Source organism: Micromonospora sp. NPDC093244 (assembly GCF_040683695.1).
GTDB lineage: Bacteria > Actinomycetota > Actinomycetes > Mycobacteriales > Micromonosporaceae > Micromonospora.
In genome coordinates this window covers 45,033-70,187 of the sequence record NZ_JBFBEO010000008.1, presented here as the reverse complement: position 1 = coordinate 70,187, position 25,155 = coordinate 45,033, and the positions used below count along the sequence as shown (strand labels likewise).

Below are 25,155 nucleotides of genomic sequence, written 5' to 3'. Positions count from 1 at the left end.
GGGGCCGGTTCGGACCGGCTTCCCGCCAGCTCCGGCCGGGCGGGGGATCTCACCCGCCCGGCCGGACCGGCACAGTGGACTGGACATGTCGAACGTTCCCAGGTCACACCGGGTCGCCGCCTGGGCCGTCCTCACGGCCACCGCGGCGCTCACCGTCGGTGCTGTTGTCGCCTGGTGTGTCGCGTTGCCGGCGTTCACCGCCACGCAGCTGTATTCGCTCGTCGACCTGATGGACGGTGTCGTCTACGGCGGTGTGGCCTGGCTCGTGCTGACCCGGCAGCGGACCGGCAGCACGATGGCTGGCTGGATCGTCGCCAGCGTCGCGCTCGGCGGCTCGCTGTCCGCGTTCGCCGCCCAGTGGACACTGCTGCACCCGGGACCGGCCTGGCTGCTCTCGGCTCACCACTGGGCGTGGGTGCCGGGCCTGTACGCCCTGGTCGTGGTGATGCCGTGGCTCCTGCCGGACCGGCGCTGGACATCTGTCGACCGGGCCGCCGTCGGGGTGGGCCTCGGCTACCTGGCGCTTCTGGTGGTGCTCCTGGCCACGGGGCCACCGCCCGCCGGGCTGTTCCCGCTGCCGTCCGGCGTACGCGACGTGCGGGACACGCTTGCCCGCCCGCTGGCGCCGGTGTTGCCGTACGTGCTGGTGGCGCTCGGCCTGCTCGCCGCGGCAGGGGCGGCGTGGCGGTGGCGACGGGGCCCGGCCGACCAGCGCCACGGCATGGGCTGGGTGACCACCGGAAGCGTGTTGCTGACCGTCGCCTTCCTGGTCACCGTGCTGCCCCCGGTGGTGCCGGCGACCGTGCCGGCGCTGCTGATTCTCGCCTCCCAGGCGTTCTTTCCCGCCGCCGTCGCCGTGGTGGTGCTGCGCCAGCAACTGTGGGGCCTCCGGCTGGCGGTGCGCCGGACCCTGGTCTGGTACCTGATGACCGGGGGAGTGGTAGGCGCGTACAGCGTCTTTGTGACCGTGCTCGACCGGCTGTTGCCGATCACCTCGCCGGTGCCGCAGCTCCTCGTCACCGGAGTCATCGCGGCGGCGTTCCAGCCGGTGCGGGAGGCGGTGCAGCGCCGGGTGGACCGGCTCGTGCACGGCGAGGGCCCGGAACCGTTGCTGCACCGGGTCGCGCACAGCCTCGGCAATCCGAGCGACGTCGGTACGGCCGTCGCCGCCGCGCTGCGGTTGGCCGAGGTCCGGGTCAGCACGGACGGCCCGGAGCCGCCGGCGTACGACGGCGGACCGCCGGTGACCGTACCGCTGGTCAGCGGCGAACGCCTGGTCGGGCACCTGCACGCCTGGCCACGTCCCGGTGAGCTGCTCGGCGCCCGGGTGACCGAGGCGCTCACCGGACTGGCCCCGGTGGTGGCAGCCGTCGTGGATCTGGCCCGGACGAACCGCGACCTGAGCCGCTCCCAGCGGCGGTTGGCAGAGGTACGCGACGAGGAGCGGCGAGCGCTGCGGCGGGATCTGCACGACGGGCTCGGGCCGGCGTTGAGCGGCATCGCGCTCGGACTGTCGGCCAGCCGCAACCTGCTCACCCGTGACCCGCACCGCGCGGACGAGTTGCTGGAGCGACTCATCGTCGAGCTGACCAGCCGGGCCGAGGACGTCCGGAACCTGGCGCACGGGCTGCTGCCACCTGTGCTCGCCGACGGCGGGCTCGGCCCGGCGGTGGAGTTGCTGCGCGAGCGCTACGCGCTGGCCGGCCTGACAGTTGTCGTTCGCGTTCCGGTGCCGCTCGAACCTCTCTCCGACGCCGTCGCCACCGCGGCGTACGGCGTGACCGCCGAGGCGCTCCGCAACGTCCAGCGGCACGCCGGGGTGCAGCGGTGCGTGGTGACCCTGGATCGTGGCATGGACAGGTTGCGGGTCACCGTCACCGACAACGGTCGGGGCCTGGCCGCCGACGCGATGGGCCCGGGGGTGGGTATGCACGCCATGCGGGAACGCGCCGACGGTGTCGGCGGGACTCTGAACGTCGCCCCGGCGCTGCCCCGGGGCACCACCGTGTGTCTGAGAATTCCGTTGGAGCCGTTGTGACCGCACCGATCCGGGTCGTCGTGGTGGACGACCATCCCGTCTTCCGGTTGGGCATGATCGCCCTGCTGTCCACCCTCGACGGGATCGAGTGCGTGGGGGAGGCCGCCACCGTGGCCGACGCGTTGACCCTCGTGGCCCGCGTACGTCCGACTGTGGTGCTGATGGACCTGCACTTCGGGCAGGACTCGGGTATCGCGGCGACCCGGACCCTCACCAGCGATCACCCGCAGGTGGGGGTGCTGGTGGTGACAATGCTCAACGACGACGCGTCGCTTGTCGCGGCGATGCGTGCCGGCGCGCGGGGATACCTGCTCAAGGGGGCGACCGCCGCCGACGTGGAACGCAGCATCCGCGGCGTGGCCAGCGGCGACCTGGTGCTGGGCGCGGCGGTCGCCGGCCGGGCCAATCTGCTCTTCCGCGCCGGGTCGGCCGGCCCGGCGCCCTTTCCCCAGCTCACCGAACGGGAACGCGAGGTGCTCGACCTGTTGGCCCGGGGGCTGCCCAACGACGGCATCGCCCAACGCCTGGGGGTGAGCCCCAAGACGGTACGCAACAACGTCTCGACCCTGCTGGTGAAGCTGCGCGTGGGCACGCGGGCCGAGGCGATCGCCCTGGCCCGCGACGAGGGACTCGGCGCGCCGCTGCCGGGGTGACCGGCCGGGCGGCAACCGGGAGAGCAGTCCGACCCGGGGCGCACCACCCCGGGCCGGACTGGTGTCGCGGCTGTCGGTCCTGCCGATCAGGTGATGGTGATGTCGCTGCACCACATGTAGGTCTGGTCCATGTGCGACGCCTTCCAGATCACGAACAGGACGTGGCTTCCGGAGCGGCCGGAGACCGAGACGTTGAACGAGATGTTCTGCGCCGGCGCGTACCGCCCGGTCGTCGTGATCAGGTCGAGGTTGCCCCACCCGAGCCGCTGGGTGGCCGGGTTGAACCCCTGCTTGGTGACGTAGACCCGGAAGTAGTCAGCGCCGTGGCTGGCCTGGTCGTACATCTGGACCGTGAAGTTGCGGCCGACGGTGGTCGCCTTCCAGGCTCCGGGCTGGTTCACCGCGTCGTTGCGGGAGAGGGCGTTGCTGCACAGTTGTCCGTCAGGGGTGCGGGCCTGGAACTGGCCGGCGAGGCCGTCCCGCAGCTGGCTCATCCAGTTCCACATGGTGTCGGGGTTGGCCTGGAACGCCTGCCAGCACATCGGGTCCTGCTGCTGCATGGCCGGGTTCGTGTGTTGGTTGCCCCACGTCTTCCAGCACTGGTACGCGCGACTCGCCGGGTTGATGACGGTGCCGTGGGCCTGGGCCGCGCTGGTCCACGGCAGCGTCCCGACCACCATGGCGAACAGCAGGACGAGCACTCGGAGGGACTGGCGGACGGTTGACCGGGATCGCCCGCCGGATAGATCGGACGTGTGTGGACGCACTGTTCATCCTCCGTTCTTCGGGACTGGAGATCAGATTGGGAACGCTCCCAAGCAACTGTTGCATCCATGACAGTAAATATCAACGTTGATCTACCTAAAGTCGGATGTGGATCGGGTTGACCGTTATTACCGTCGGGTAGACCCGGCCGACCGGCATGGTCACAGCCCTGCTGCGGCGTCGTACCTGCGGCGCTGGTCGGCCATCTCCGACGGGGTCAGCGCCTCCTTGAGCGCCACCTCCTCGTACCTGTCCGGGAACATCTCCCGCAGCCGGTCGACGAACCTGACGTCGGCGGTCGCCTCGACCACCTGGATGCCCGGCGGCTCGGTGGTCATGTCCATGATCACGGGGCCGGCCAGCTTGACCGCCACGTCCCAGGGGCGTTTCGGCTCGGCGATCCCGCAGAGGTGGAATCCGTAGACCGTCCGTACCTCGGCGAGCGCGGTGGCCTCGGCCGGCTCGTAGCCGTAGACGCGGACCCCGCAGATCACCGGCGGCTTCTTCTCCTCGGTGGCCACCTGCTGGGCGCCGTGCCCTGCGTGGTTGTGCTGCCCCGGGTCCGCCTGTTCGAGTGTGGTGCGCATCCGGCTCACGATCTGCCCCTGCAGATCCGCCGGCTCCGTCTTCGACTCGGCCCGGTTGAGGAGCACGACAGTGCCGGCCGACACCGCCAGCAGGATCACCGCCACCCACACAAAGCGATTCCGATACCAACCCGCGAGACTCTCTCGGGAAATCATTGCTGCTTCTCACCTCGTCGCCGGTTCTGGTGCGCTGGCAGGCCGGATCGGGCGCCCGGGTGAGGTCGGACGTCGAGCGCGTCGGCCGTCGAGGGCGCGTACCGGGGATGCGGACGCGGGCGAGGACGCCTGCCCGTCGTCACGGAGGTGGCCCGGCGATGCGGCGTGCGGGTGCCCGTCAAAAGCGGCACGCTGCCGGCGCTGTGATGCTCCCGTGCTTGCCGTTCCCAGCGCGGTTGCCCCCGCGCCGCGGCGATGTGAGCCATTCCAACACGGTTGGACCCGCTCTGGCAACATCGATGACCATCAGCGTGGATTCGGGTTCGGCCGCCGTCTGTCGTTCCGGTCTGGCCGCCCCGAGTCGTACGAGGTGGCCGTCCAGCAGCGGCTGTGGGCCGTCTCGTTCGACGCGCCGGTGGGCGGTCAGTAGACGGTCAACCCGTGATCGCGGAACTGGCCACGGACCCGACGCAGCAGCGCCTCATCCGGCGGCGGCGTCTCCGCCAGCGGGAACGGCAGGCCGAGGGCGGCGTACTTCTGGGCACCGAGCCGGTGGAAGGGCAGTACCTCGACGCGTTCGACGGTGGGCACGCCTGCCGCGATGGACGCGACGGCGTCGACGTTCAACGGGTCGTCGGTGAGGCCGGGCACGAGGACAAAACGGACCCAGATCGGCGTGCCCCGGTCGGCCAGGCGGTGCGCGAACCGCACGGTCGGAGCCAGCCGCCCGGTGCGGGTCACGGTCCGGTAGGTGCCCGGGTCGCCGGATTTGATGTCGAGCAGAACCAGGTCGGTGGCGTCCAGCAGGGCGTCGTCGGCGCGCTCGCCGAGCAGGCCGCTGGTGTCCAGGGCGGTGTGCAGCCGCAGGTCCTTGCAGCGGCGCAGCACCTCACGGGTGAATTCGGGCTGTTGCAGCGGTTCGCCGCCGCTGACTGTGACGCCGCCGTGGGCGATCTTCAGGAAGCGTTCGTAGCGCCGGATCTCGGTGAGCAGGTCGTCGACCGAGGTGGGCCTGCCGTAACGGCGGTACTGGGTGTCGGGGCTGTGGCAGTAGAGGCAGCGCAGCGGGCAGCCGGCCAGGAACGCGACGAACCGGGTGCCCGGCCCGTCCACTCCGGTGGAGATGTCGAAGGAGTGGAGCGAGCCGGTCACCGGCGCCGTGACGACGGTCATCACAGCGACCCGTGGAAGGTCCGGGAGATGACGTCGCGCTGCTGCTCGGGGGTGAGCTTGACGAAGTTCACCGCGTACCCGGAGACCCGCACGGTCAGCTGCGGGTACCGCTCCGGGTGGGCCATGGCGTCCTCGAGCGTCGCCCGGTTCAGCACGTTGACGTTCATGTGGAAACCGCCGCCGTCGGTGTAGCCGTCGAGCACTCCGGCGAGGTTGGTGATCCGCTCGTCGCGGGCGTGGCCGAGGCCGTCCGGGGTGACGGTGATGGTCAGCGAGATCCCGTCACGCGCGCTGCGGTACGGCAGCTTGGCGACCGACAGCGCGGCGGCGACCATGCCGTGCTTGTCGCGGCCGTTCATCGGGTTCGCGCCGGGCGCGAACGGCTCGCCGGTGCGCCGCCCGTCGGGTGTGTTGCCCGTGTGCTTGCCGTAGACCACGTTCGAGGTGATCGTGAGAACCGAGAGCGAAGGCTCGGCGCCCCGGTAGGTGGGCTGCCGCCGGATCTTGGCCATGAACCGTTCGACCAGGTCGACGGCGATCGCGTCGGCGCGGTCGTCGTTGTTGCCGAAGGCGGGGAAGTCGCCGTCCACGGCGTAGTCGACGGCCAGACCGTTCTCGTCGCGCAGCACCTTGACGTGGGCGTGCCTGATGGCGCTCAGGCTGTCCACCGTGACCGACAGGCCGGCGATGCCGGTGGCGAGGAAGCGGTGCACGGGGTAGTCGTGCAGGGCCATCTCGAGGCGTTCGTAGGCGTACCTGTCGTGCATGTAGTGGATGACGTTGAGGGCGTCGACGTAGGTCTCCGCCAGCCAGTCCAGCGTCCGGTCGTACGCGGCCAGGACCTCGTCGTAGTCGAGCACGTCGGCGGTGATCGGCTCGGCGACGAATACCTGCTCGCCGGTCATCTCGTCGCGGCCGCCGTTGATCGCGTACAACAGGGCCTTGGCGAGGTTGGCGCGGGCGCCGAAGAACTGCATGTCCTTGCCCACCCGCATCGCCGACACGCAGCAGGCGATGGCGGTGTCGTCACTGTAGGCCTGCCTGATCAGGTCGTCGTTCTCGTACTGGATGGCGCTCGTGTCGATCGAGACCTGGGCGCAGAACAGCTTGAACCCCTCGGGCAGCGCGGGCGACCACAACACGGTCAGGTTCGGCTCCGGGGCCGGACCCAGGTTGTACAGGGTCTGCAGGTAGCGGAAGCTCGTGCGGGTGACAAGCGGGCGGCTGTCGCAGCCGATCCCCCCGAGCGCCTCGGTCACCCAGGTCGGGTCGCCGGAGAACAACTGGTCGTACTCGGGCGTCCGCAGGAACCGGATGATCCGCAGCTTGATGACGAAGTCGTCGACCAGCTCCTGCGCCTCCCGCTCGGTGAGCAGGCCCTCGGCGATGTCGCGCTGAAGGTAGACGTCGACGAACGTGGCGGTCCGGCCCAGCGACATCGCCGCGCCGTTCTGCTCCTTGGTGGCCGCCAGGTAGGCGAAGTACAACCACTGGATCGCCTCGCGGCCGGTGCCCGCCGGGCCGGAGATGTCGCAGCCGTACCCGCTGGCCATCAGTCGCAGCTCCGCCAGCGCCCGGATCTGCTCGGCCAACTCCTCACGGTCGCGGATCACGTACTCCGACGACAGGTGGGCGTCGAGCGACGCCTTGAGCGCCTGTCGCTCGGCGATCAGGCGGTCCACGCCGTACAGCGCGACGCGCCGGTAGTCGCCGATGATCCGGCCACGACCGTACGCGTCCGGCAGGCCGGTGATGATGTGCGAACGGCGGGCGGCCTTCACGTCGGCCGGGTAGGCGTCGAAGACACCGTCGTTGTGCGTCTTGCGGTACCGGCTGAAGATCGTTCGCACGGCCGGGTCGAGGGTGAAGCCGTACGCCTTGAGCCCGGCCTCCACCATCCGCAGCCCACCGTTCGGCATGATCGCGCGGCGCAGCGGTGCGCTGGTCTGCAGGCCCACGATCAGCTCATGGTCCTGGTCGAGGTAGCCCGGCTCGTGCGAGGTGATCGTGGACGGGGTGTGGACGTCCACGTCGTGGACCCCGCGACGGCTCTCCTCGACGAACAAGTGCTGAAGCTGGCCCCAGATCCGCTCGGTACGGGGCGTCGGCCCGGTCAGGAACTCCGGCCCACCGGTGTACGGCTCGACGTTGTCGTGGATGAACCCGCCGACGTCGACCGTCTCGCGCCAGCCGGTGCCGCGGAACCCGCGCCAGGCTTCGTGGGATGTGGTGACCATTGCCCCTCCTTCGTCTCCTCCCAGCCTTGCCGAGCGAGCACTCGCGGTTCAGGGCCAGAGGTCCCGGACGGGTCGGGACCGTCCGGGACCTGCGGGTGCGTGTGCGATCTTCTGCTGGGCGAGCCAGGTGCGCGTGCCAGGTCCAGCTCGGTCTCAGCCGCGTTCGGCCCAGTCGCCGAGTGCCCAGTCGCGGACCTCGGGCATGTCCTCCAGGTGCTCCACCACGTACGTCTCGTGGCGGTCGAGCTGACTCTGGCACCATGCCTTCAGGTCCGCCGCTCCGCGCGGGAGGCGCTTGGCGTTGTTGATGGCGTCCATCACGAGGTGGTACCGCGACGCCCTGTTGCGCACCGTCATGTCGAACGGGGTGGTAGTCGTGCCCTGTTCGATGAAGCCGCGGACACGGAACCGGTCCGCGTCCGGGCGGCCGTGCACGAGTTGGTGGATCGCGCCGGGGTAGCCGTGGAAGGAGAACACCACGTCGACGGTGTCGGTGAACAGCTCGGTGAACAGGGTCTCGCTCATGCCGTGCGGGTGGTCCTTGGGCCGGACCAGCGTCATCAGGTCGACCACGTTGACCACGCGGACCTTGAAGCCGGGCAGTCGGTCGCGCAGGATCTGCGCCGCCGCGAGAGTCTCCATGGTGACGACGTCGCCGGCGCAGGCGAGGACGATGTCGGGGTCGCTGGTGCCGTCGTCGGTGCCCGCCCAGTCCCAGACACCCGCGCCGCGGGCGCAGTGCTCGACCGCCTCGTCCATCGAGAGGTACTGCAGCTGCGGCTGCTTGTCGATGACGATCAGGTTGATGTACGACCGCGACCGGAAGCAGTGGTCGGCCACCGACAGCAGGGTGTTGGCGTCCGGCGGCAGGTAGACCCGGGCGACGTCGCCGCGCTGGGTGAGCACCACCTGGATCAGGCCCGGCCCCTGGTGGGAGAAGCCGTTGTGGTCGTTGCGCCACGCCGTCGAGGTGAGCAGCACGTTGAGGCTCGGCACCTTCTCGCGCCAGGGCAGGTGCTTGGCCTCCTGCAACCACTTGCCGTGCTGCACGGTCTGCGAGGCGCTGACCATGGCGAACGCCTCGTACGTGGCGAACATGCCGTGCCGGCCGGTCAGGTTGTAGCCCTCCAGCCATCCGTGGCAGTTGTGCTCGCTGAGCACCTCCATGACCCGGCCGGCGCGGCTGATCGCCACGTCCTCCGGCGTCACCCGTTCCATGAAGGCACGGTCAGAGACCTCGAAGACGGAACCGAGCCGGTTGCTGTTCGTCTCGTCGGGACAGAACAATCGGAACCGGTCGGGGTTGCGGGTGTAGATGTCCCGCACCATCTCGCCAAGCTTGCGCGTCGACTCGGCCCGCCGCTGCGCGGGCCGGGGCACGTCGACCGCGTAGGCACGGAAGTCCGGCAGGTCCAGATCCCGGGTCAGTCTCCCGCCGTTGGCGTGCGGGCTGGCGCTCATCCGCAGGTCACCGTCGGGGGCCTGGTCCCGGACCAGCGCCACGGGCGCGCCGCTGGAATCGAACAGCTCCTCCGGACGGTACGACCTGAGCCAGCTCTCCAGAAGCGCGAGATGCTCCGGGTTGTCCTTGACGCCGGACAGCGGGACCTGGTGTGACCGCCAGGTTCCGGTGACGGTGATCCCGTCGACGGAGTCCGGCCCGGTCCAGCCTTTCGGTGACCGCAGGACGATCAGCGGCCAGGTCGGGCGGGTGCCGTCCCAGGAACCGTCGCGGGCGGCGGTCTGGATGTCGCGGATCCTCGTCCAGGCGGTGGCGAGGGCGGCGGCGAAGCGGTGGTGCATGCCGGGCAGGTCGGAGCCCTCGACCTCGATGACGTCGTAGCCGTGGCCACGCAGCAGGTTGCGTACCTCCTCGGGATCCTTGCGCCCCAGCACGGTGGGACCGGAGATCTTGGCGTCGTTGAGGTGCAGGATCGGCAGGACCGCGCCGTCGCGCTCGGGGTTGAGGAAGGACACGCCCTTCCAGGAGCCCTCCAGGGGCCCGGTCTCGGCCTCACCGTCGCCCACCACCGCGATGGCCAGCAGGTCCGGGTTGTCCATGACCGCGCCGAACGCGTGGACCAGGACGTAGCCCAGCTCGCCGCCCTCGTGGATGGAGCCGGGGGTGGTCACCGACACGTGCGACGGGATGCCGCCCGGGCTGGAGAACTGCCGGAACAGCCGCAGCATCCCGGCCTCGTCCTGGCTGACCTGCGGGTAGATCTCGCTGTAGGTGCCCTCCAGGTAGCCGGCGGCCACCAGTGCCGGGCCGCCGTGGCCGGGGCCGGCCAGGTAGATCGCCTGCTGACCGGTGTGCCGGATCAGCCGGGAGGCGTGCGCGTAGATCAGCGACAGGCCGGGGCTGGTTCCCCAGTGACCGAGCAGGCGCGGCTTGATGTGCTCGGCCGACAGGGGTTCGCGGAGAAGCGGATTGCCCTGTAGGTAGATCTGTCCGATGGTCAGGTAGTTGTTCGCCCGCCACCACGCGTCCAGACCGGCGATGTCGGTGTCGTCGAGCTCGGCGAGCATGCGGGGTTCGGATACGACCGCGGTCACGGTGGCTCCTTTCACAGATCTCGGCTTGTCACGGTCACGTTAGGTCCAGCCGAAGACGCCGGCCAAGGTCCGGAAGCCGTCCACCGAGGGACTTTCGACCCGGTACTCCGGCCGCTGTCGCGGTGAGCCGATGCCGGCAATCCGCTGCCCTGCCGGGCGACCAGCGCGGGTCAGGTGACGAGCCGACCGACCAGCGCGGCGAGACGATCGGGGTGTTCGTCGGTGAGGAGGTGGCCGGCAGCGTGAACGATGTCAGCGTCGACGTGGATCCGCTGTCGTGCCCCCGAGCGCAGCCGGGCCGGCGGCAGGAACACGTCCTGGTCTCCGCCCGCGATCACGGTGGGCACCGTGCGACGCGACTCCGGTACGAGATCGTCCGAACTCACCGGACGGGTGTGCCGGGCGACAAGGGTCATCCACTCCACCAGGTCGGCGCGGGGCATTCGGCCGGAGGCGGACAGGAGGCGCAGCAACCGGAGACTCGAGGCGGTTCCGGGCCGCGCCAACCAGCCCAGGAATGCGAGCAGGACACGGGGGGTGATCCTGAGCCGGCAGAGTCCTCCCGGGGCCACGGCTACCCTGCCCCGGATCCGGGGATGATCCGCGGTGAGCGCGACAGCCCCGCCGAACGAATGCCCGAAGACGACCACCGGCCCGGCGGTGGCCTCCTCGACGACCTCGTCCAGCCACGAGCCGTACCAGCCGAGCCGGCCACCTGCCGTACCCGCCGCACCGGCGCTGAGCCCGGGTTGGCCGGGGACGTCGGCGCCGACCACCAGGTAACGCCGAGCCAGGGCCGTGAGCAGTGGCAGGTAGGCGGCTGTGCTGAAGCGGTCACCAGCGACGAGGACGACTGTGGCTGGGCTCGCGCCTGCGGTGACGACATGTGTGTCCTCATCCTGCGCACGGATCACACGGCGACTGTGCTGAACCGGCCAGGAATCCAGCTGATCCACGCACCACTGGCGAACGCTGTCCCTGCCGGCAGGAGTCCGGTAAATCGATGCCACAGCCGTATCGTGCAGCAGGATGACCGGATGCTCCACTGCGTCGAGCGGGGTGGAGCAACCTGGGGAGACCACCGGGACGGCCGAGGTCGCGCCGCGGTGGGGTGGTCCAGCGGTGTGCCGGTCAGCTCAGTGTGAAGGTCACATCGTCGACGTCGAAGGCGGTGGCGCCGTTGCCGGCCGTCTCGCTGGCGAAGAAGCTGGCCGTCGCGGTGCGTTCGGTCGTCGCCGTCCCCGTCGACATGCTGTACTGCCGCCACTGCGCCCCGCCGTCGAAGGCCAGCGAGAACCTGGTCTTCGGGGGTATCCCGGTGACCGCCAGGCCGACGTTCAGGTAGTCGCTGCGGCTGGTCTCCGTGGTGATGGTCCGGACCCAGAAACGGACCGTCAGGTCGCAGTCGGCAGGCACCGTGACGGTGGTGCGCAGCAGGTCGCTGTGGGTCACGTCCAGGCCCGCGAAGCTGGCGTACGCGCGGCCGGTGTGCGCGGGCCGGGTCGCGTCGCCCAACACGACGATGCGGGGGCCGGCGGTCCAGCCGGTGGTGCCGCGCTCGAACCCGGGGTTGGGGTGGATCTGCCCGGCGCAGGGCGCGTCGGCCGCGGGCCGGCCGTACGACGCGCCGCCGGTGCTCACGAGCAGCAGGGCCGCGACCGAGGCGGCGGTGACGAGGGCCTTCATGCGTCCTCCCCGTGTCAACACATTCGAGACTGTCGATGCAGATCGACGATGCGTGATGGATGTGGGCGCGTCAAGGACTTCCCAACGCCGGCCCGACGGCGAGGGCCACCGCCTGCGCTAACGGCGGCGGTGGGAGTCGGCCTCGGCGTCGAGCAGGTCGTTGAGCGTCAGCGCCGAATTGATCAACGACAGGTGGCTGAACGCCTGGGGGTAGTTGCCGATCTGCTCCCCGGTCGCGGCGATCTCCTCGGCGTACAGGCCGAGGTGGTTGCTGAAGGTGAACATCTTCTCGAACGTGAGTCGGGCGTCGTCGAGCCGGCCGGCCCGGGCCAACGCCTCGACGTACCAGAACGTGCACATGTTGAAGGTGCCCTCGTGGCCGGGCAGGCCGTCGGGGGAGTGGACCGGGTCGTACCTGTGGACCAGGCTGTCGGAGACCAGTTCGCGTTCGATCGCCGTGAGGGTGGACTGCCACAGGGGGTCGCTCGGCGTGACGAAACCGAACGCCGGCATGGCGAGCAACGCCGCGTCCAGCACCGCCTCGTCGTACGCCTGCACGAAGGTGCCGCGGCCCCTGTCGTACCCGCGCTCCATGACCTGGTTGTAGATCCGGTTGCGTTGTTCGGTCCAGCAGGTCAGGTCCCCGGGGCGGCCGGTGCGGGTGGCCAGGCGGATGGCCCGGTCCAGCGCCACCCAGGACATCACCCGCCCGAACGTGTAGTTGCGGGGGTGGTGCCGGCTCTCCCAGATGCCGGCGTCGCGCTGGTCCCAGTTGTGGCAGAGCCAGTCGATCAGGCGCACGGTGCTCTTCCACACCTGGTGCGACACGCGGATGCCCTGCTCGTCGGCGAGGTGCATGGCGTACAGCGCCTCGCCGTGGATGTCGAGCTGGATCTGGTCGGCGGCGCCGTTGCCGATCCGGACCGGCCGGGAGCCCCGGTAGCCCTCCAGGTGATCGAGAACCTCCTCGTGCAGGTCGGAGGAGCCGTCCACCCGGTACATGATCTTCAGCGGGTCCTGGTGGGCGCTGGCCTCGCGGATCCGCTCGTCCAGCCAGTCCATGTACCGGCTGACCTCCTCGGTGAACCCGAGGCCGAGCAGCGCGTGCACCGAGAACGACGTGTCCCGTACCCAGGTGTAGCGGTAGTCCCAGTTGCGGGTCCCGCCCACCAGTTCGGGCAGCGCGGCGGTGGGTGCGGCGATCATCGCGCCGGTCGGCGCGTACGTCATGAGCTTCAGCGTGATGGCGGAGCGCTCGACCATCTCCCGCCAGCGACCCGTGTAGCGGGAGCGTTCGAGCCAGCGCCGCCAGTAGTCCCTGGTCCACTCGAACATGCCCTGGATCTCCTCCGGCGGGAAGATCCGTGGCTCGGTGCCGGCCGTCTCCAGGACCACGCCGCCGGTGTCGCCCTCGTTCAGGGTGCCGTACGCGACGAGGTCGCCACCCTCGAGGCGGACGTCGCCGCGTTCGGCGAGCAGCCGCCGCACGGGGTCGACGGGGTTGAACGTCATCGTCGCCGACCGGCTGCGAAAGACGTAGCCGTTGGGGTGGCGCTCCAGCTGATGCTCTTCGCGGGCGTAGTCGAACCGCGGCCGGCACTCCACCCGGAATCGCATGGTGCCCCGGACCATGGTGACCATGCGGACGAGGCGGTGCGAGTCGGTGGCCCGTTCGCCGGTGACCGGCATGAAGTCCATCACCTCGGCCACGCCGTCGGCACTGATGAACCGGGTGATCAGGATGGGTGTACCGGGGAGGTAGAGCTGCTTGGTGACGTAGTGGACGTCGTGCGGTGAGATGCGGAAGAAGCCGCCCTTCTCCTTGTCCAGCAGCGAGGCGAAGATGCTCGGCGAGTCGAAGCGCGGCGCGCAGAACCAGTCGACAGTCCCGTCACACGTCACCAGCGCGGCGGTCTGCAGGTCGCCGATGAGTCCGTGATCCTCGATCGCCGGATAGCTGTCCACGTCTCTCCCCGGTTCGGCTGCGTCCTGCGCATCGAACATAGGTGGAGAATTGTCGAGTTATGTGGGATTCACGTTCCGCCACCCTGTCGCGTGCCTCGACGGGTGGTCAACAGCTACTCACTCTGTTGATCAGGAGCATCGAGCGTCGGGCACCGCACCCGGCGCCGCGCGGTCGGTGCCGCGCGCAATAGGCTTCGGTCATGAGTGGTGTGCTCAGCGGTGCCCGAGACACGGTCAATCCCCTTCGCCAGCTCACGCTCGACCAGCTCCGTCAACGGACCAGCCTCAAGTGGCGGGAGTACCCGGACGACGTGCTGCCGCTCTGGGTGGCGGAGATGGACGTGCCGTTGGCCGAGCCGGTCGCCCGGGCGATCACCGACGCCGTCGCTCGCGGCGACACCGGCTACACCGCAGGTACGGCGTACCCGCGGGCGCTGGCGGAGTTCGCCAGGCGGCGGTGGGGCTGGGACGGCTTGGCCGTGGAGCGCACCGCGTTGGTGCCCGACGTGATGCACGGTGTCGTCGAGGCGCTGCGGGTGGTCACCGGTCCGGGGGACGCGGTGGTCGTCAACTGCCCGGTCTACCCGCCGTTCTACGAGTTCGTGGCGCACGCCGGCCGCCGGATCGTGGAGGCCCCGCTCGGCGGTGACCTGCGGATCGACCTGGACGCCCTGGAGGTCGCCTTCCGCGGCGCGCGGGCCGGTGGGCGGCCGGCGGCGTACCTGCTGTGCAGCCCGCACAACCCGACAGGTGTCATCCACACCTCCGACGAGCTGGCAGCCGTCGCCGATCTGGCCGGGCGGCACGGGGTGCGGGTGGTCGCCGACGAGATCCACGCTCCGGTGGTGGCCGGGGGAGCGCGCTTCACGCCGTACCTCTCGGTGCCCGGAGCGGAGAACGGCCTGTCGCTGATGTCCGCCTCCAAGGGATGGAACCTGGCCGGCCTGCGCGGCGGGCTCCTCATCGCCGGTCCGGCCGCGGCCGGGGACCTCGCCCGCGTGCCGTTCGAGGCGAGTGTGAGCACCAGTCATCTCGGCGTCATCGCCCACACGGCGGCCTTCCGCGACGGCGGGGAGTGGCTCGACGCCCTGTTGACCGGCCTGGACGACAACCGCCGGCTCTTGGCCGCGCTGCTCGCCGAGCACCTGCCGGCCATCGGGTACCGGCCCGGCCAGGCCACCTATCTCGCCTGGCTCGACTGCCGCGCCCTGGGCCTCGGCGACGATCCCGCCGCCGTGTTCCTCGACCGTGGGCGGGTGGCGCTCAACTCTGGTTCGGCCTTCGGCACCGGCGGCGCCGGTCACGTCCGGCTGAATCTGGCGACCGCACCGGAGCTGATCACCGAGGCGGTACGCCGGATGGCCGCCGCCGTCGCCTGAGCAGCGGGCGGGGCGGTGTGAGCCTGGGGTACCTAGCGCCGCAGCGGTTCGCGGCGCTGGCGTCGGTGCCGCGGATCCTGGCGCTCGCGGCGGCCTGCTCGATCCTCGTCGAGACCGCGCAGTACGCCCTGAGCCTGGACCGCGTGTCCTGTGTGGACGATGTGCTGCTCAACGCCGCCGGCGCAGGACTGGCCGCGCTCGCGTCACGCCACCGGTGGCACCGAACGGCCTATTGACGGACGCCTATCTGCCGATAGGCTGGCGGCACGCCGGAAGCACATCATCCGAACACGGCACAACGACGGCCGTCCGACCATCCGGCGACGAACTCCATCAGCACCGCACCATTCGCAGAACGGCTCAACGGGGGAGCTGGATGCATGCCGTGTGTTGCACGCTCACGCGCCTCCATCGCGTTCGAAGCCCACGCGTTCGAAGCCCACGATGAGGAGACGCCTGTGCCCTTCCGCCGACCTTCCGCCCGACGCTCGTCACTTGCCGCCGCCGCGCTGGCCGCGGCGCTCGTCGCTGCCCAGGCAGTGCCGGCCCCAGCCCTCGCCCACTGGAACGGCACGGGCCAGCTCAACGCGTACATCAGCATCTACCCGTACAACTACAACAACACCTGGATGGCGCCCCTTGACCGTTCCCTCTCGAACTGGAACGGCACCGCCAGTCCCGCGTACTTCTACAAGGACACGCTGTCCAGCTCCACGCTGACGGTGACGTCGTACAGCGACACGTGGTACGGCTACTACCAGGCGTGCGGATCGAGCTGCATGTACGTACGCGTGAACTCCCGGACGATCAACCGGGACGCCAGCAACTTCAGCAATTTCGTGACAAGTGTGGTGGTGCACGAACTGGGTCACGCGTTGAACCTCGCGCACAACGACCTGTCCGCATCGATCATGAATCACAGCCGCAATCGAAACTCGATGACCGCTCCGCAGTCCCACGACGTGGCGGACGTCAACGCCTACTACTAGGCCGACGGCCCCGACCACGCCGTACAGACCGGGACCAGCAGTTCACAGTCATCGACCTGGACAGGAGTTTCGAATGAGGACACCACTGATCGTCCGCGCCGTCGGCGCGCTGTTGCTGGCGGCGGCGGCCACCGCGTGCTCCGCGAACGCCGATCACGGCGACGCCCCCCACCCGCAGAACGTCCTGTACCGCGCCGACTATCCGTCGTACGCCACAGCCGGTGAGCTGTACGCCGGGGCGAGCGTGGTGGTGCAGGGGCATGTCGAGTCCGCCCAGCGGGTCGTCCGCCTGGTGCAGGCGGCGCCGCCGGGGCAGACGCTGCCGGCGCCGGTGGAGGCGGAGCGCCGGGAGGGGATGGTCGTGACCGTCCGTACGGTGAAGGTCTCCCGGGTCTTCAAGGGGGCCGTCAAGCCGGGTGACGTCGTGCAGGTCAAGCAGTTGGGCGGCAAGCTGGACGGGGTGACCTACACCGAGGAGCACGGCGTGCCGCTGCGGGAGAACGGCCAGTACACGCTCTTTCTGGAGACGTACCCCGACCAGCCGGCCTCGCTGCTGAATCCGGTGCAGGCGCAGTACCCGGTCGAGTCCGGTGACGGGTTGCGCTCGCTGCCCGGAAACGGGATCACCACGTCGGTCGCCGAGCTTGCTACGTTGGCCCGGAAGTAGCGGGTACGCGAGTCGGTGACCTGACAGCTCACCCGCGGAGGGGGGCCACATGTTCGACGTCAGATCCCGGTGGTTCCCCCTCTGCGCGCTGGCGGGCGCCACGCTCGTCGTCACGGCCTGCGGGTCGGGCGACGCCGAGGTCGCGTACTGGAGCAACGGCACCGACCAGGACAAGGCCGTCGAGTCGTACGCCGGTTCGGCGCACTGCGGGTGGCAGGACCTGACCTTCCTGCACGTCCGGTGGCCCCTGACCGGGCAGACCGGCGAACCGGCGAACCGGCAGTACGTCAGGGATCCCGCGGGTCAGCTCGGTGCTGAGGTACGCGCCAGCTACGTCCCGCGCGCCGAGTTGCCCGCCGACGCCCGTACCACCGACTACACAGGCCCGGACGGGCAGCAGCTGTGGTTGGCGCCGAGCGACGCCGACAACCTCGCGTACGTGGTCTACCCGCGTTCGCAGCGGGTGGAGGCCTGGCCGCGCACGACGCAGACACTCGGCTGCGACTGAGCCGGGCGGGGCGACGCGCGCCGGTGGCCGGTGTCCAGCTCACCGCCCGGGCCGCTCCGGCGCGGTCTCCCAGGCGAAGCGCAGCAGGGCGGTGAACGCCAGCGCGGAGGTCACCGCGCCCCCGACAAGGCGTACCCAGTGGCCGGCGACGAACTCCCGGGCGACCTGACGCAGGTACTCGGGGGAGTGCGTGCCGACCGGGTCGACGAACATGATTTCGTTGCGCGGCCAGAAGAAGACGGCGGAGAACAGGAACTCGCAGATGATGAAGGCCGCCGCGGCGGCGGCGACGAACCAGCGCAGCCGCCGGTTGCGCCAGGTGAGCGCGATCGCGGCGAGGCTGCTCAGCACGACTGTGGCGCCAAGCGGCGGGAAGTAGTCGCTCGGGCCGCCCGCGACGAGGAACTCACGGGCCCGGTCCAGTGACGCGGGCGCGTCGCCGAAGATGTTCGGGTAGAGCATGACGGTCTCGGCGGCGACCCCACCAAAGGACATCATCGCCGTCCAGACGAGCACGATCAGGACGATCCACGTCAGTTTGGTACGGGACACGTGGGCACTTCTCCTCGGTCGGTCCCCTCGGGGACACGGTCTGTGTTGTCGCCGTCGACGCTAGGTCGGCCGAGGGGGACCGTCTGCCGCGCGGACGCGCGAGCTGTTGTCGCTTCTCGGCGTACGTGCCGGCGCCGGGGTGATGCCTGCGGACGGCAGCGGCCCGGCCCCGCGCCGACTTAGGCTCACGCACGTGCAGGCCACCTCACCCACCCGGACCGAGGCGCTGCTCGCCGTGGCCATCCTGGTGCTGATCACGGCAGCGGTGGTGACCGACGACGCGGCGCCCGCCCGCGCGGCGTTCGCCTACGTGTTCGGCGTCGGGTGGGCGGCGCTCCTGCTGGCGGCCCGGCGTTGGCCTGTCGCCGCGCTGCTGGCCACGGCCGCCGGCATCCTCTGCTACTACGCGCTGGACCTGCCGCCGATCGGTCTGGCCGGACCGGCCGCCGCGGTTCTCTACGTGGCCGCCCAGCGGGGCCGGGTGGTCCCCGCCGCCGCCGTCGGCGGGAGTCTGCTTGTCGTGTCGGTGGCCGCCCGGCTCATCGAGGGGGACGACATCTCCGTCGTGATCGGGGCCGAACTCGGCACCGAGGCGGCGTTGATGCTCGCCGTGATCACGCTTGGTGACGCCGTGCGCAACAGGCGTTCGTTGCGGGCGGCCCTGCTGCGCCAGGCGGCAGCGGCGCAGGAGGAGCGTCGTCGCGAGGCCGCCCTCCAGGTCGAGGCGGAGCGGCTGCGGATCGCCCGGGAGCTGCACGACACACTGGGGCACACGATGTCGGTGATCACCCTGCAGTCGGCGGTGGCGCGGGAGGCCCTCGCCGACGCCGAGCCCGGTCAGGTCGAGACCGCCCTGGCGGCGATCCACTCGGTGAGCGGCAGTGCGATGGCCGAGCTGCGCGCGACGCTGGGCACGCTGCGCCGCGCCGGGCCGCGCGCGCCGGTCCCGGGCTTCGCCCAGCTGGAGACGCTCGTCGACGGTGTCCGCCGCGGTGGACTGACTGTCGACCTGCGCGTCGACGGGCCCGTCGACGCGTTGCCCACGGTGGTGGGCAGCACCGTCTACCGGATCGTGCAGGAGGCGCTGACAAACGTGGTACGTCACGCGCGTGCCACACGCGTCGCGGTGACGGTCCGGGCCACCGCGACGGCACTGGCGCTGGACGTGGTCGACGACGGCCGTGGGGCGGGCACCGACGGCGTCGAGCGCGGTCAGGGGCTGCGGGGCATGTCGGAGCGGGTCGCCCTGCTCGGCGGGACCGTCGACGCCGGCGACGCCGAGGGTGGCGGTTTCCGGGTCGCCGTCCGCCTGCCGCTGGCCGGGCCCGTCGCATGAGCGCCGTACGTGTCGTCCTCGTCGACGACCAGCACCTGGTGCGCACCGGACTCCGCGCGCTGCTGGAGCGCGCCGAGGACATCACTGTGGTCGGCGAGGCAGGCGACGGCGGGACCGGCGTGTCGGTGGTTCGCGAGCAGCGGCCCGACCTGGTCCTGATGGACGTCCGGATGCCCGGCGGCGACGGCATCGAGGCGACCCGGCGGATCCTCGCCGACCCGGTGCTGGCGGACGTGCGGGTGGTCATGCTGACCACATTCGACGACGACGAGTACCTCTTCGAGGCGATCCGCGCCGGTGCCTCCGGTTTCCTGCTCAAGGACACCCCGCCCGACGCCCTGCGGGACGCCGTACGCGTGGTGGCCGGTGGGGACGCGTTGCTGTCGCCGGCCGTCACCCGGCGGGTGCTCGCCGCGGCGGCACGCTCGCCGGTTGCCGACCCGGCGCGGCTGGCCGGGCTCACCGGCCGCGAACGCGACGTCCTCGCCCAGGTGGGCGCCGGGCGGTCGAATGTGGAGATCGGCGCCGCCCTGCACCTCAGCCCGGACACCGCCCGCACGTACGTGAGTCGCCTGCTGCACAAGCTGAACGCCCGCGACCGGGCCCAGCTCGTGGTCATCGCCTACGAGAGCGGGCTGGTCCGCCCGGGCGACGGCTGAGCCGCAGGGGCCGTGAGGCGTCCGGACCGCTCGGTGTCGGCGCGCGGCCCGGCCCGGTCAGCGCCCGCGTTGAGCCGGGCGGCCTGCCGGGTCAGGTGGTCGCGCTCGGCGAGGTTGGATGCCCGGCGGGCCGCCTCCACGTACAACCGTGCCGCCGTGGCCGGGTCGCCGTCGCGCTCGTGCAGGTACGCGGCGACCGCCGTGTGGCGGGGCAGCGAGTCGTCGAGCGCGGCGAGCGCCGCCAGCCCGGCGCGCGGCCCGTCGGCCTCGCCGACCGCCACCGCCCGGTTGAGCCGGACGACGGGGCTGTCGGTCAGGCGCGTGAGTTCGTCGTACCACTCGACGATCTGCACCCAGTCGGTCTCCTCGGCGGTGGGCGCGTCGGCGTGCAGCGCCGCGATGGCGGCCTGGGCCTGGAACTCGCCCAGCCGGTCGCGGGCGAGCGCCGCCTGCAGGATCCGGACGCCCTCGGCGATCGAGGTGGTGTCCCACCGGCCGCGGTCCTGCTCGGCGAGCGGGACGAGGCTGCCGTCGGGCGCGGTGCGGCTGGCGCGCCGGGCGTGGTGCAGCAGCATGAGGGCGAGCAGCCCCGCCACCTCCGGATGGTCGATCACGGCCGCGAGTTGCCTGGTGATCCGGATGGCCTCGGCGGCGAGGTCGACGTCACCTGAGTAGCCCTCGTTGAAGACCAGGTACAGCACGCGCAGCACCGTGGCGACGTCGCCGGGCTTGTCGAACCGCACGCCGGAGACGGTGCGCTTGGCCCGGCTGATGCGCTGCGCCATCGTCGCCTCGGGCACCAGGTAGGCGTGCGCGATCTGGCGGGTGGTGAGCCCGCCGACGGCACGCAGGGTGAGCGCGACCGCGGACGACGGCGTCAGCGACGGGTGCGCGCACAGGAAGTAGAGCTGGAGCGTGTCGTCCACCGAGGGCGTGGGCCCGGGCGGCGGTTCCTCGTCGACGAGGTCCTCGCGTCGTCGCCTGGCGACGTCCGCGCGGGTCGTGTCGAGGAACCGCCGCCACGCCACGGTGACCAGCCAGCCCTTCGGATCCCGTGGTGGGTCGGCCGGCCAGACGCGGACCGCCTCAACAAGCGCGTCCTGCACGGCGTCCTCGGCCGCCGCGAAGTCGACTCCGCGGCGGACGAGGACCCCGAGGACGCCCGGCGTGAGGCTCCGCAGCAGAGCCTCGTCCAACTGAGCGGTCATTCCGTGATGGTGGGCGGCTCGGTGAGGAAGGGCCGCAGCTCCAGCCACTCGTGGATCGGCTTCCCGCCGGCCCCGGGGGCGGCCGACAGCTCACCGGCCAGCTCGACGGCCCGCTCGTAACTGTCCACGTCGATCACCATCCAGCCGGCGATCAGGTCCTTGGTCTCGGCGAACGGCCCGTCGGTGACAGGCGGGTTGCCCTCGCCGTCGTACCTGACGAACGTCCCCTCGGGGGCGAGGGCCTGGCCGTCGACGTACTCGCCGGTCTGCTCCAGCCGGGCCGCGAAATCGTGCATGTACTGGATGTGCGCCGAGATCTCCTCGGGCGTCCACTTGTCCATCGGTACGTCGTTGACGGCCGCCGGACCGCCCCGGTAGTGCTTGAGCAGCAGGTACTTCGCCATGGTCAGATCTCCTCGGTGCGACTGCGACCCATCATGGTCGCTCTCACACCGGGGACGGAGCCGGCCACGCGTTCTCGACATGGTGCTCTGCCGTATCGCGGATTTTTTTGCCACGCGCGGAGGCGCCTGAGGGTGCGGGCGGCGACGACGGCTCTGGCGTGGCGGCCGGGGCCGCCACGCCAGAGGGTGGTGTCAGGAGATGGTCGACGTCAGCCGGTACTGCAGGTGACGGTCGGCCAGGTCCAGTTGCCGTTGGCCATGACCGTGATCCCGAAGTTGTTGCCGTTGCCGTTCGGTCTCGCGGTGACGGTGCCGGAGGTGCCGCTGACCGAGGCGTTCCAACTGTTCTGGATGCTCTGCCCGCCGCCGAGACCGAGGCTGACCACCCAGTTGTTGGTGCCGCTGACCGCCACGTTCAGGTTGAACCGGTCACCCCACTGCTGACCGGCGGAGATCGTCGCGGTGCAGTTGCCGGTCCCCGGGTTGCCGGTGGTGGGCGGGGTGGTCGGGGTGCCGCCGCCACCTTCCCAGACGGTGATGTCCGAGCTGCCCTGGCTCTGGTAGCCCTCGGTGGCCATGATCTGGTAGCTGTGGCTGCCGAGGTTCAGGCCGGCGCGGGCCCAGGCGTCGAAGTGGTTGGCGGTGGTGATGGTGCCGCTGCTGCGCTTCTGCTGGCGCACACTCCAGTACTGGTAGAAGGTGCAGCGGTCGCCGTCGATGCAGGGCGCGTTGACCCGCTGACTGCGGAGGATGTCGTAGGTGCCGCCGTCGGTGGTGACCGTACCCAGTCGCTGCGCGCCGCTGCTCGGGTTGTAGCTACCGAAGTTCTCCACCACGTAGTACTCGATGAGCGGGTTGCGCGTCCATCCGTACAGGGCGAGGTAGGTGTTGTTGTTCCCCGGGTTGTAGGAGCCCGAGTAGCTGACGGTCCGTCGGTTGCCGGTGGCCCAACCCTTGCCGCCGACCCAGTTGTTGGTGCTCCGGTCCCAGCTGCTGGAGTAGCGACCGTCGGCACGCAGCGTCATGCTGGCGTTGCCGCTGTCCTTCCAGAACGAGAAGTAGTACCCGTTGTGGGTGCCGACCAGGTTCGACGTGAGGGTCCGGTCGGCCTCGGCGTACGCGTTGGTGGCCGTCATCGTGCCGGCGACGGCCAGGACGGCGGCGCAGGCGGCGCCGAGGAGCAGCCGTAGGCGGCCGCGCCTCCCCGGTCTGGCGGGGGTGTGGTTGGTGTCGGTCATGAACCTGTTCCTCCTCGTGGCGGCACGCTGCCGGTGACCGGGGGACGATCACCCGGCGTCGTGCCGCCTGGTGGTGGTGGCCGGTCGTCCGCACGACGACCGGAGGAGTGGGTCGCGGTGTATGACAGTGACGGTGATAGAGCACCGTCGATGGCGACCGTATTGACTCCGTCGTCAACCTGTCAACATTTTCCGGAAGCATCGCGGAAACCTTGGTCGATGTGGCGACTGCCGGTGTGCGGGCCGTCCCTCCAGGTCATTAGTCGATCAGGAATCAGGCAGATCACCGCGGTGTCGGAGCGGGAGGGTCCTGATCAGCGAATTCTGTCGCCGAAATTTCCGGAGCCTTTCCGGACCATCGCTGAGCCGGTACGGGAGGGCCACCCGGCCGCGGCCGCCGCGCCGGCGCCACCGTGGCCGCGGTACAGCAGGCTGTACTTTCCGCGCCGGGCGTCGTCATCGCGACGCACGGCGGCCTATGTTGGCGCGGGAGGTGGACGATGGCGTACGTGTGGGGCCGGGTCAGCGCCGTGCGGCACCTCCTCGGCGGCCTGGGCACCGCCGTGCTGGCGTTGGGCGCGTTGCTCTGGACGCTGGCCGTCGGGGTGGCCTGCCTGATCGGGGTGGGGCTGTGGGCGGTGCCCGGCGCGCTGCGGGCGGTGCGTGCGGTGGCCGACCGCGAGCGTGCCCGACTGTCCCGCCTGGGTGCGCAGATCCCCACGCCCGGGCCGGTGCCGGCCGGGCTGCGGGCGGCGGTACGCGACCCGTTCGTCCGCCGGGAGCTCGGCTGGGTCACGCTCCATTCGGTCACCGGCCTGACCTCCGGTCTGGTAGGCGTCGCACTCCCGCTCTACGCCGCGCAGGACATCACGTTCCCGCTGTGGTACCGGTTGCTCTCACCCGAGGACGGCGCGCCCGGCATCTTCTGGTGGCGCATCGACGGGCTGTCCGACGCGCTGCTGGTCGCTGTGGTCGGGGTGGGCTGGCTCGCCGCCACTGTCGCGTTCACTCCGGCCCTGGCCCGCTTCCAGGCGTGGCCGGGCCGGTGGCTGCTGCCTCCACCGCCCGGGGTGGACCTGTCGCTGCGGGTCGCCGCGCTGACCGCCACCCGGGCCGCGGCACTGGACGCGCACGCGGTGGAGCTGCGCCGGATCGAGCGGTCGCTGCACGACGGCACCCAGAACCGGCTGGTCGCGGTGAACGTGCTGCTGGGCGCCGCGCGGCGGGCCGTGCGGCGCAACCCGGACCGGGCCGACGAGATCCTCGGGCAGGCGCAGGACGCCGCCGAACAGGCGCTCGCCGAGCTGCGTACGGTGGTGCGCGGGATCCTGCCGCCGGTACTGGACGACCGGGGCCTCGCCGGGGCGCTGGCGGGCCTGGCCGGCAGTTGCGCGATACCGTGCCGGCTAAAGGTGGACGTGGCGGTGCGCTGCGCGGCCTCCGTCGAGGCCACCGCGTACTTCGTGGTGGCCGAGGCGCTGACCAACGCGGTCCGGCACAGTGGGGCGAGCCAGGTGGACGTCGCCGTCCGCCGCGAGCGGGGCCGGTTGCTGGTGACAGTCGAGGACGACGGGCGCGGCGACGCCGACGAGGCACGCGGCTCCGGGATCACCGGCATCCGCCGGCGGGTCGAGGCGTACGACGGCCGGATGACACTGACCAGCCCACCCGGTGGGCCGACGAGAATGCACGTGGAGCTGCCATGCGGATCGTGATCGCCGAGGACGACCCGCTGCTGCGCGAGGGGCTGGCGCTGCTGCTGCGGGCGGAGGAGCTGGACGTGGTCGCCACGGCGGGCACGCCGGGGGAGTTCCTGGTCGCTGTCGACGAGCACGCACCCGACGTGGCGATCGTGGACGTGCGGATGCCACCGACCCACACCGACGAGGGCATCGTGGCGGCCGTGGAGGCCCGCCGGCGCCGGCCCGGTCTCGCGGTGCTGGTCCTGTCGGCGTACGTGGAGCAGGCGTTCGCCACCGATCTGTTCGCGGTCGGTGCCGTCGGGCTCGGCTACCTGTTGAAGGAACGGGTGGGTCGGGTGGAGGAGTTCCTCGCCGCGCTGCGCCGGGTGGCGGACGGCGGCAGCGTGATCGACCCGGAGGTGGTGGCGCAGTTGCTTGCCCGCAACCGCCGCCCCGACACGGCGCTGAGCGAGCTGTCGCCGCGCGAGCGCGAGGTGCTGGGGCTGATGGCCGAGGGGCTCGGCAACACGGCGATCGCCGAGCGGCTGTTCGTCACCGACGGCGCGGTGCACAAGCACATCCGCAGCATCTTCGCGAAGCTGCAACTGCCGCCTGACGACCGCGCCGACCGTCGGGTCACCGCGGTGCTGCGCTACCTCGACGGCGGCCAGCGGTAGCGCCTGCTGTACCCCGTCCCGGCAGCACGCGGGATGGTGA

Annotated in this window: 22 protein-coding genes and 1 pseudogene; 11 read left to right on the top strand and 12 right to left on the bottom strand. The window is 70.9% G+C overall.

What is annotated here, in order from left to right; genetic code table 11:
- The first annotated feature begins 85 nt into the window (after positions 1-85).
- Together AB0N27_RS27640 and AB0N27_RS27635 are read left to right on the top strand one after the other, a co-directional pair.
- The gene (locus AB0N27_RS27640; RefSeq protein WP_364375830.1) at positions 86-2,038 is read left to right on the top strand and encodes a sensor histidine kinase; all 1,953 of its coding nucleotides are present in this window, start codon (positions 86-88) and stop codon (positions 2,036-2,038) included.
- Positions 2,035-2,691 (top strand): response regulator transcription factor, encoded by a 657-nt coding sequence (locus AB0N27_RS27635; RefSeq protein WP_364375827.1) that lies wholly within the window; start codon positions 2,035-2,037, stop codon positions 2,689-2,691. The genes AB0N27_RS27640 and AB0N27_RS27635 overlap by 4 nt, the downstream gene beginning before the upstream one ends.
- Positions 2,692-2,777: 86 nt before the next feature.
- Here AB0N27_RS27635 and AB0N27_RS27630 read toward each other — a convergent pair whose 3' ends face one another.
- The 8 genes from AB0N27_RS27630 to AB0N27_RS27595 form a co-directional block, all read right to left on the bottom strand.
- A complete protein-coding gene (locus tag AB0N27_RS27630) occupies positions 2,778-3,392 on the bottom strand; it encodes a lytic polysaccharide monooxygenase (protein WP_364375824.1) in 615 nt (204 codons plus the stop codon).
- 225 nt (positions 3,393-3,617) lie between these two features.
- Positions 3,618-4,199 (bottom strand): hypothetical protein, encoded by a 582-nt coding sequence (locus AB0N27_RS27625; RefSeq protein ID WP_364375821.1) that lies wholly within the window; start codon positions 4,197-4,199, stop codon positions 3,618-3,620.
- A 423-nt stretch (positions 4,200-4,622) separates the two neighbouring features.
- On the bottom strand, positions 4,623-5,372 hold the full coding sequence (gene pflA, locus AB0N27_RS27620) for a pyruvate formate-lyase-activating protein (protein WP_364375818.1): 750 nt from the start codon (positions 5,370-5,372) through the stop codon (positions 4,623-4,625).
- Entirely contained in the window at positions 5,372-7,609 is a 2,238-nt protein-coding gene (gene pflB, locus AB0N27_RS27615; protein ID WP_364375815.1) for a formate C-acetyltransferase, read from the bottom strand. Before pflB ends, pflA begins: the two co-directional genes overlap by 1 nt.
- Positions 7,610-7,762: 153 nt before the next feature.
- On the bottom strand, positions 7,763-10,138 hold the full coding sequence (locus AB0N27_RS27610; RefSeq protein ID WP_364376070.1) for a phosphoketolase family protein: 2,376 nt from the start codon (positions 10,136-10,138) through the stop codon (positions 7,763-7,765).
- A 197-nt stretch (positions 10,139-10,335) separates the two neighbouring features.
- A complete protein-coding gene (locus AB0N27_RS27605; protein WP_364375813.1) occupies positions 10,336-11,079 on the bottom strand; it encodes an alpha/beta hydrolase in 744 nt (247 codons plus the stop codon).
- Positions 11,080-11,296: 217 nt separating this feature from the next.
- Positions 11,297-11,851, bottom strand: coding sequence for a hypothetical protein (locus AB0N27_RS27600; RefSeq protein WP_364375810.1), 555 nt, complete (start codon positions 11,849-11,851; stop codon positions 11,297-11,299).
- A 117-nt stretch (positions 11,852-11,968) separates the two neighbouring features.
- Positions 11,969-13,816, bottom strand: a complete 1,848-nt coding sequence (locus AB0N27_RS27595; RefSeq protein ID WP_364376067.1) for a glycoside hydrolase family 15 protein — start codon at positions 13,814-13,816, stop codon at positions 11,969-11,971.
- A gap of 200 nt (positions 13,817-14,016) precedes the next feature.
- On the opposite strand from AB0N27_RS27595, the gene AB0N27_RS27590 reads away from it, so the two are divergent.
- The 5 genes from AB0N27_RS27590 to AB0N27_RS27570 all read left to right on the top strand — a co-directional run bounded on the left by AB0N27_RS27590 (position 14,017) and on the right by AB0N27_RS27570 (position 17,359).
- Positions 14,017-15,195 (top strand): aminotransferase class I/II-fold pyridoxal phosphate-dependent enzyme, encoded by a 1,179-nt coding sequence (locus AB0N27_RS27590; protein ID WP_364375807.1) that lies wholly within the window; start codon positions 14,017-14,019, stop codon positions 15,193-15,195.
- A gap of 17 nt (positions 15,196-15,212) precedes the next feature.
- Complete coding sequence (locus AB0N27_RS27585; RefSeq protein ID WP_364375804.1) at positions 15,213-15,431, top strand: VanZ family protein; 219 nt, start codon at positions 15,213-15,215, stop codon at positions 15,429-15,431.
- A 222-nt stretch (positions 15,432-15,653) separates the two neighbouring features.
- Entirely contained in the window at positions 15,654-16,184 is a 531-nt protein-coding gene (locus AB0N27_RS27580; protein ID WP_364375801.1) for a matrixin family metalloprotease, read from the top strand.
- A gap of 73 nt (positions 16,185-16,257) precedes the next feature.
- Entirely contained in the window at positions 16,258-16,851 is a 594-nt protein-coding gene (locus AB0N27_RS27575) for a hypothetical protein (RefSeq protein WP_364375798.1), read from the top strand.
- A 49-nt stretch (positions 16,852-16,900) separates the two neighbouring features.
- Positions 16,901-17,359 (top strand): hypothetical protein, encoded by a 459-nt coding sequence (locus tag AB0N27_RS27570; protein WP_364375795.1) that lies wholly within the window; start codon positions 16,901-16,903, stop codon positions 17,357-17,359.
- Positions 17,360-17,398: 39 nt separating this feature from the next.
- On the opposite strand, the gene AB0N27_RS27565 is transcribed toward AB0N27_RS27570, so the two are convergent.
- Entirely contained in the window at positions 17,399-17,911 is a 513-nt protein-coding gene (locus AB0N27_RS27565) for a DUF1772 domain-containing protein (protein WP_364375792.1), read from the bottom strand.
- Positions 17,912-18,104: 193 nt separating this feature from the next.
- Here AB0N27_RS27565 and AB0N27_RS27560 point away from each other — a divergent pair, with 193 nt between their 5' ends.
- Both AB0N27_RS27560 and AB0N27_RS27555 read left to right on the top strand, forming a co-directional pair.
- Entirely contained in the window at positions 18,105-19,247 is a 1,143-nt protein-coding gene (locus AB0N27_RS27560) for a sensor histidine kinase (RefSeq protein WP_364375789.1), read from the top strand.
- Positions 19,244-19,906, top strand: a complete 663-nt coding sequence (locus AB0N27_RS27555) for a response regulator transcription factor (RefSeq protein WP_364375786.1) — start codon at positions 19,244-19,246, stop codon at positions 19,904-19,906. Before AB0N27_RS27560 ends, AB0N27_RS27555 begins: the two co-directional genes overlap by 4 nt.
- A gap of 65 nt (positions 19,907-19,971) precedes the next feature.
- Here the strand turns inward: AB0N27_RS27555 and AB0N27_RS27550 are convergent.
- The 3 genes and pseudogenes from AB0N27_RS27550 to AB0N27_RS27540 form a co-directional block, all read right to left on the bottom strand.
- Positions 19,972-21,102: pseudogene (locus AB0N27_RS27550) on the bottom strand (DUF6596 domain-containing protein); the annotation flags it as partial.
- Between the two features lie 8 nt (positions 21,103-21,110).
- Positions 21,111-21,518, bottom strand: a complete 408-nt coding sequence (locus AB0N27_RS27545) for a YciI family protein (RefSeq protein ID WP_364375784.1) — start codon at positions 21,516-21,518, stop codon at positions 21,111-21,113.
- Positions 21,519-21,727: 209 nt separating this feature from the next.
- Complete coding sequence (locus AB0N27_RS27540) at positions 21,728-22,756, bottom strand: glycoside hydrolase family 11 protein (RefSeq protein WP_364375781.1); 1,029 nt, start codon at positions 22,754-22,756, stop codon at positions 21,728-21,730.
- A 500-nt stretch (positions 22,757-23,256) separates the two neighbouring features.
- Here AB0N27_RS27540 and AB0N27_RS27535 point away from each other — a divergent pair, with 500 nt between their 5' ends.
- Positions 23,257-24,471, top strand: coding sequence for a sensor domain-containing protein (locus AB0N27_RS27535; protein ID WP_364375777.1), 1,215 nt, complete (start codon positions 23,257-23,259; stop codon positions 24,469-24,471).
- Positions 24,459-25,115 carry a response regulator transcription factor gene (locus AB0N27_RS27530; RefSeq protein WP_364375774.1) on the top strand — a complete coding sequence of 219 codons (657 nt, stop codon included), beginning with the start codon at positions 24,459-24,461 and terminating at the stop codon, positions 25,113-25,115. Before AB0N27_RS27535 ends, AB0N27_RS27530 begins: the two co-directional genes overlap by 13 nt.
- Positions 25,116-25,155 lie beyond the last annotated feature (40 nt).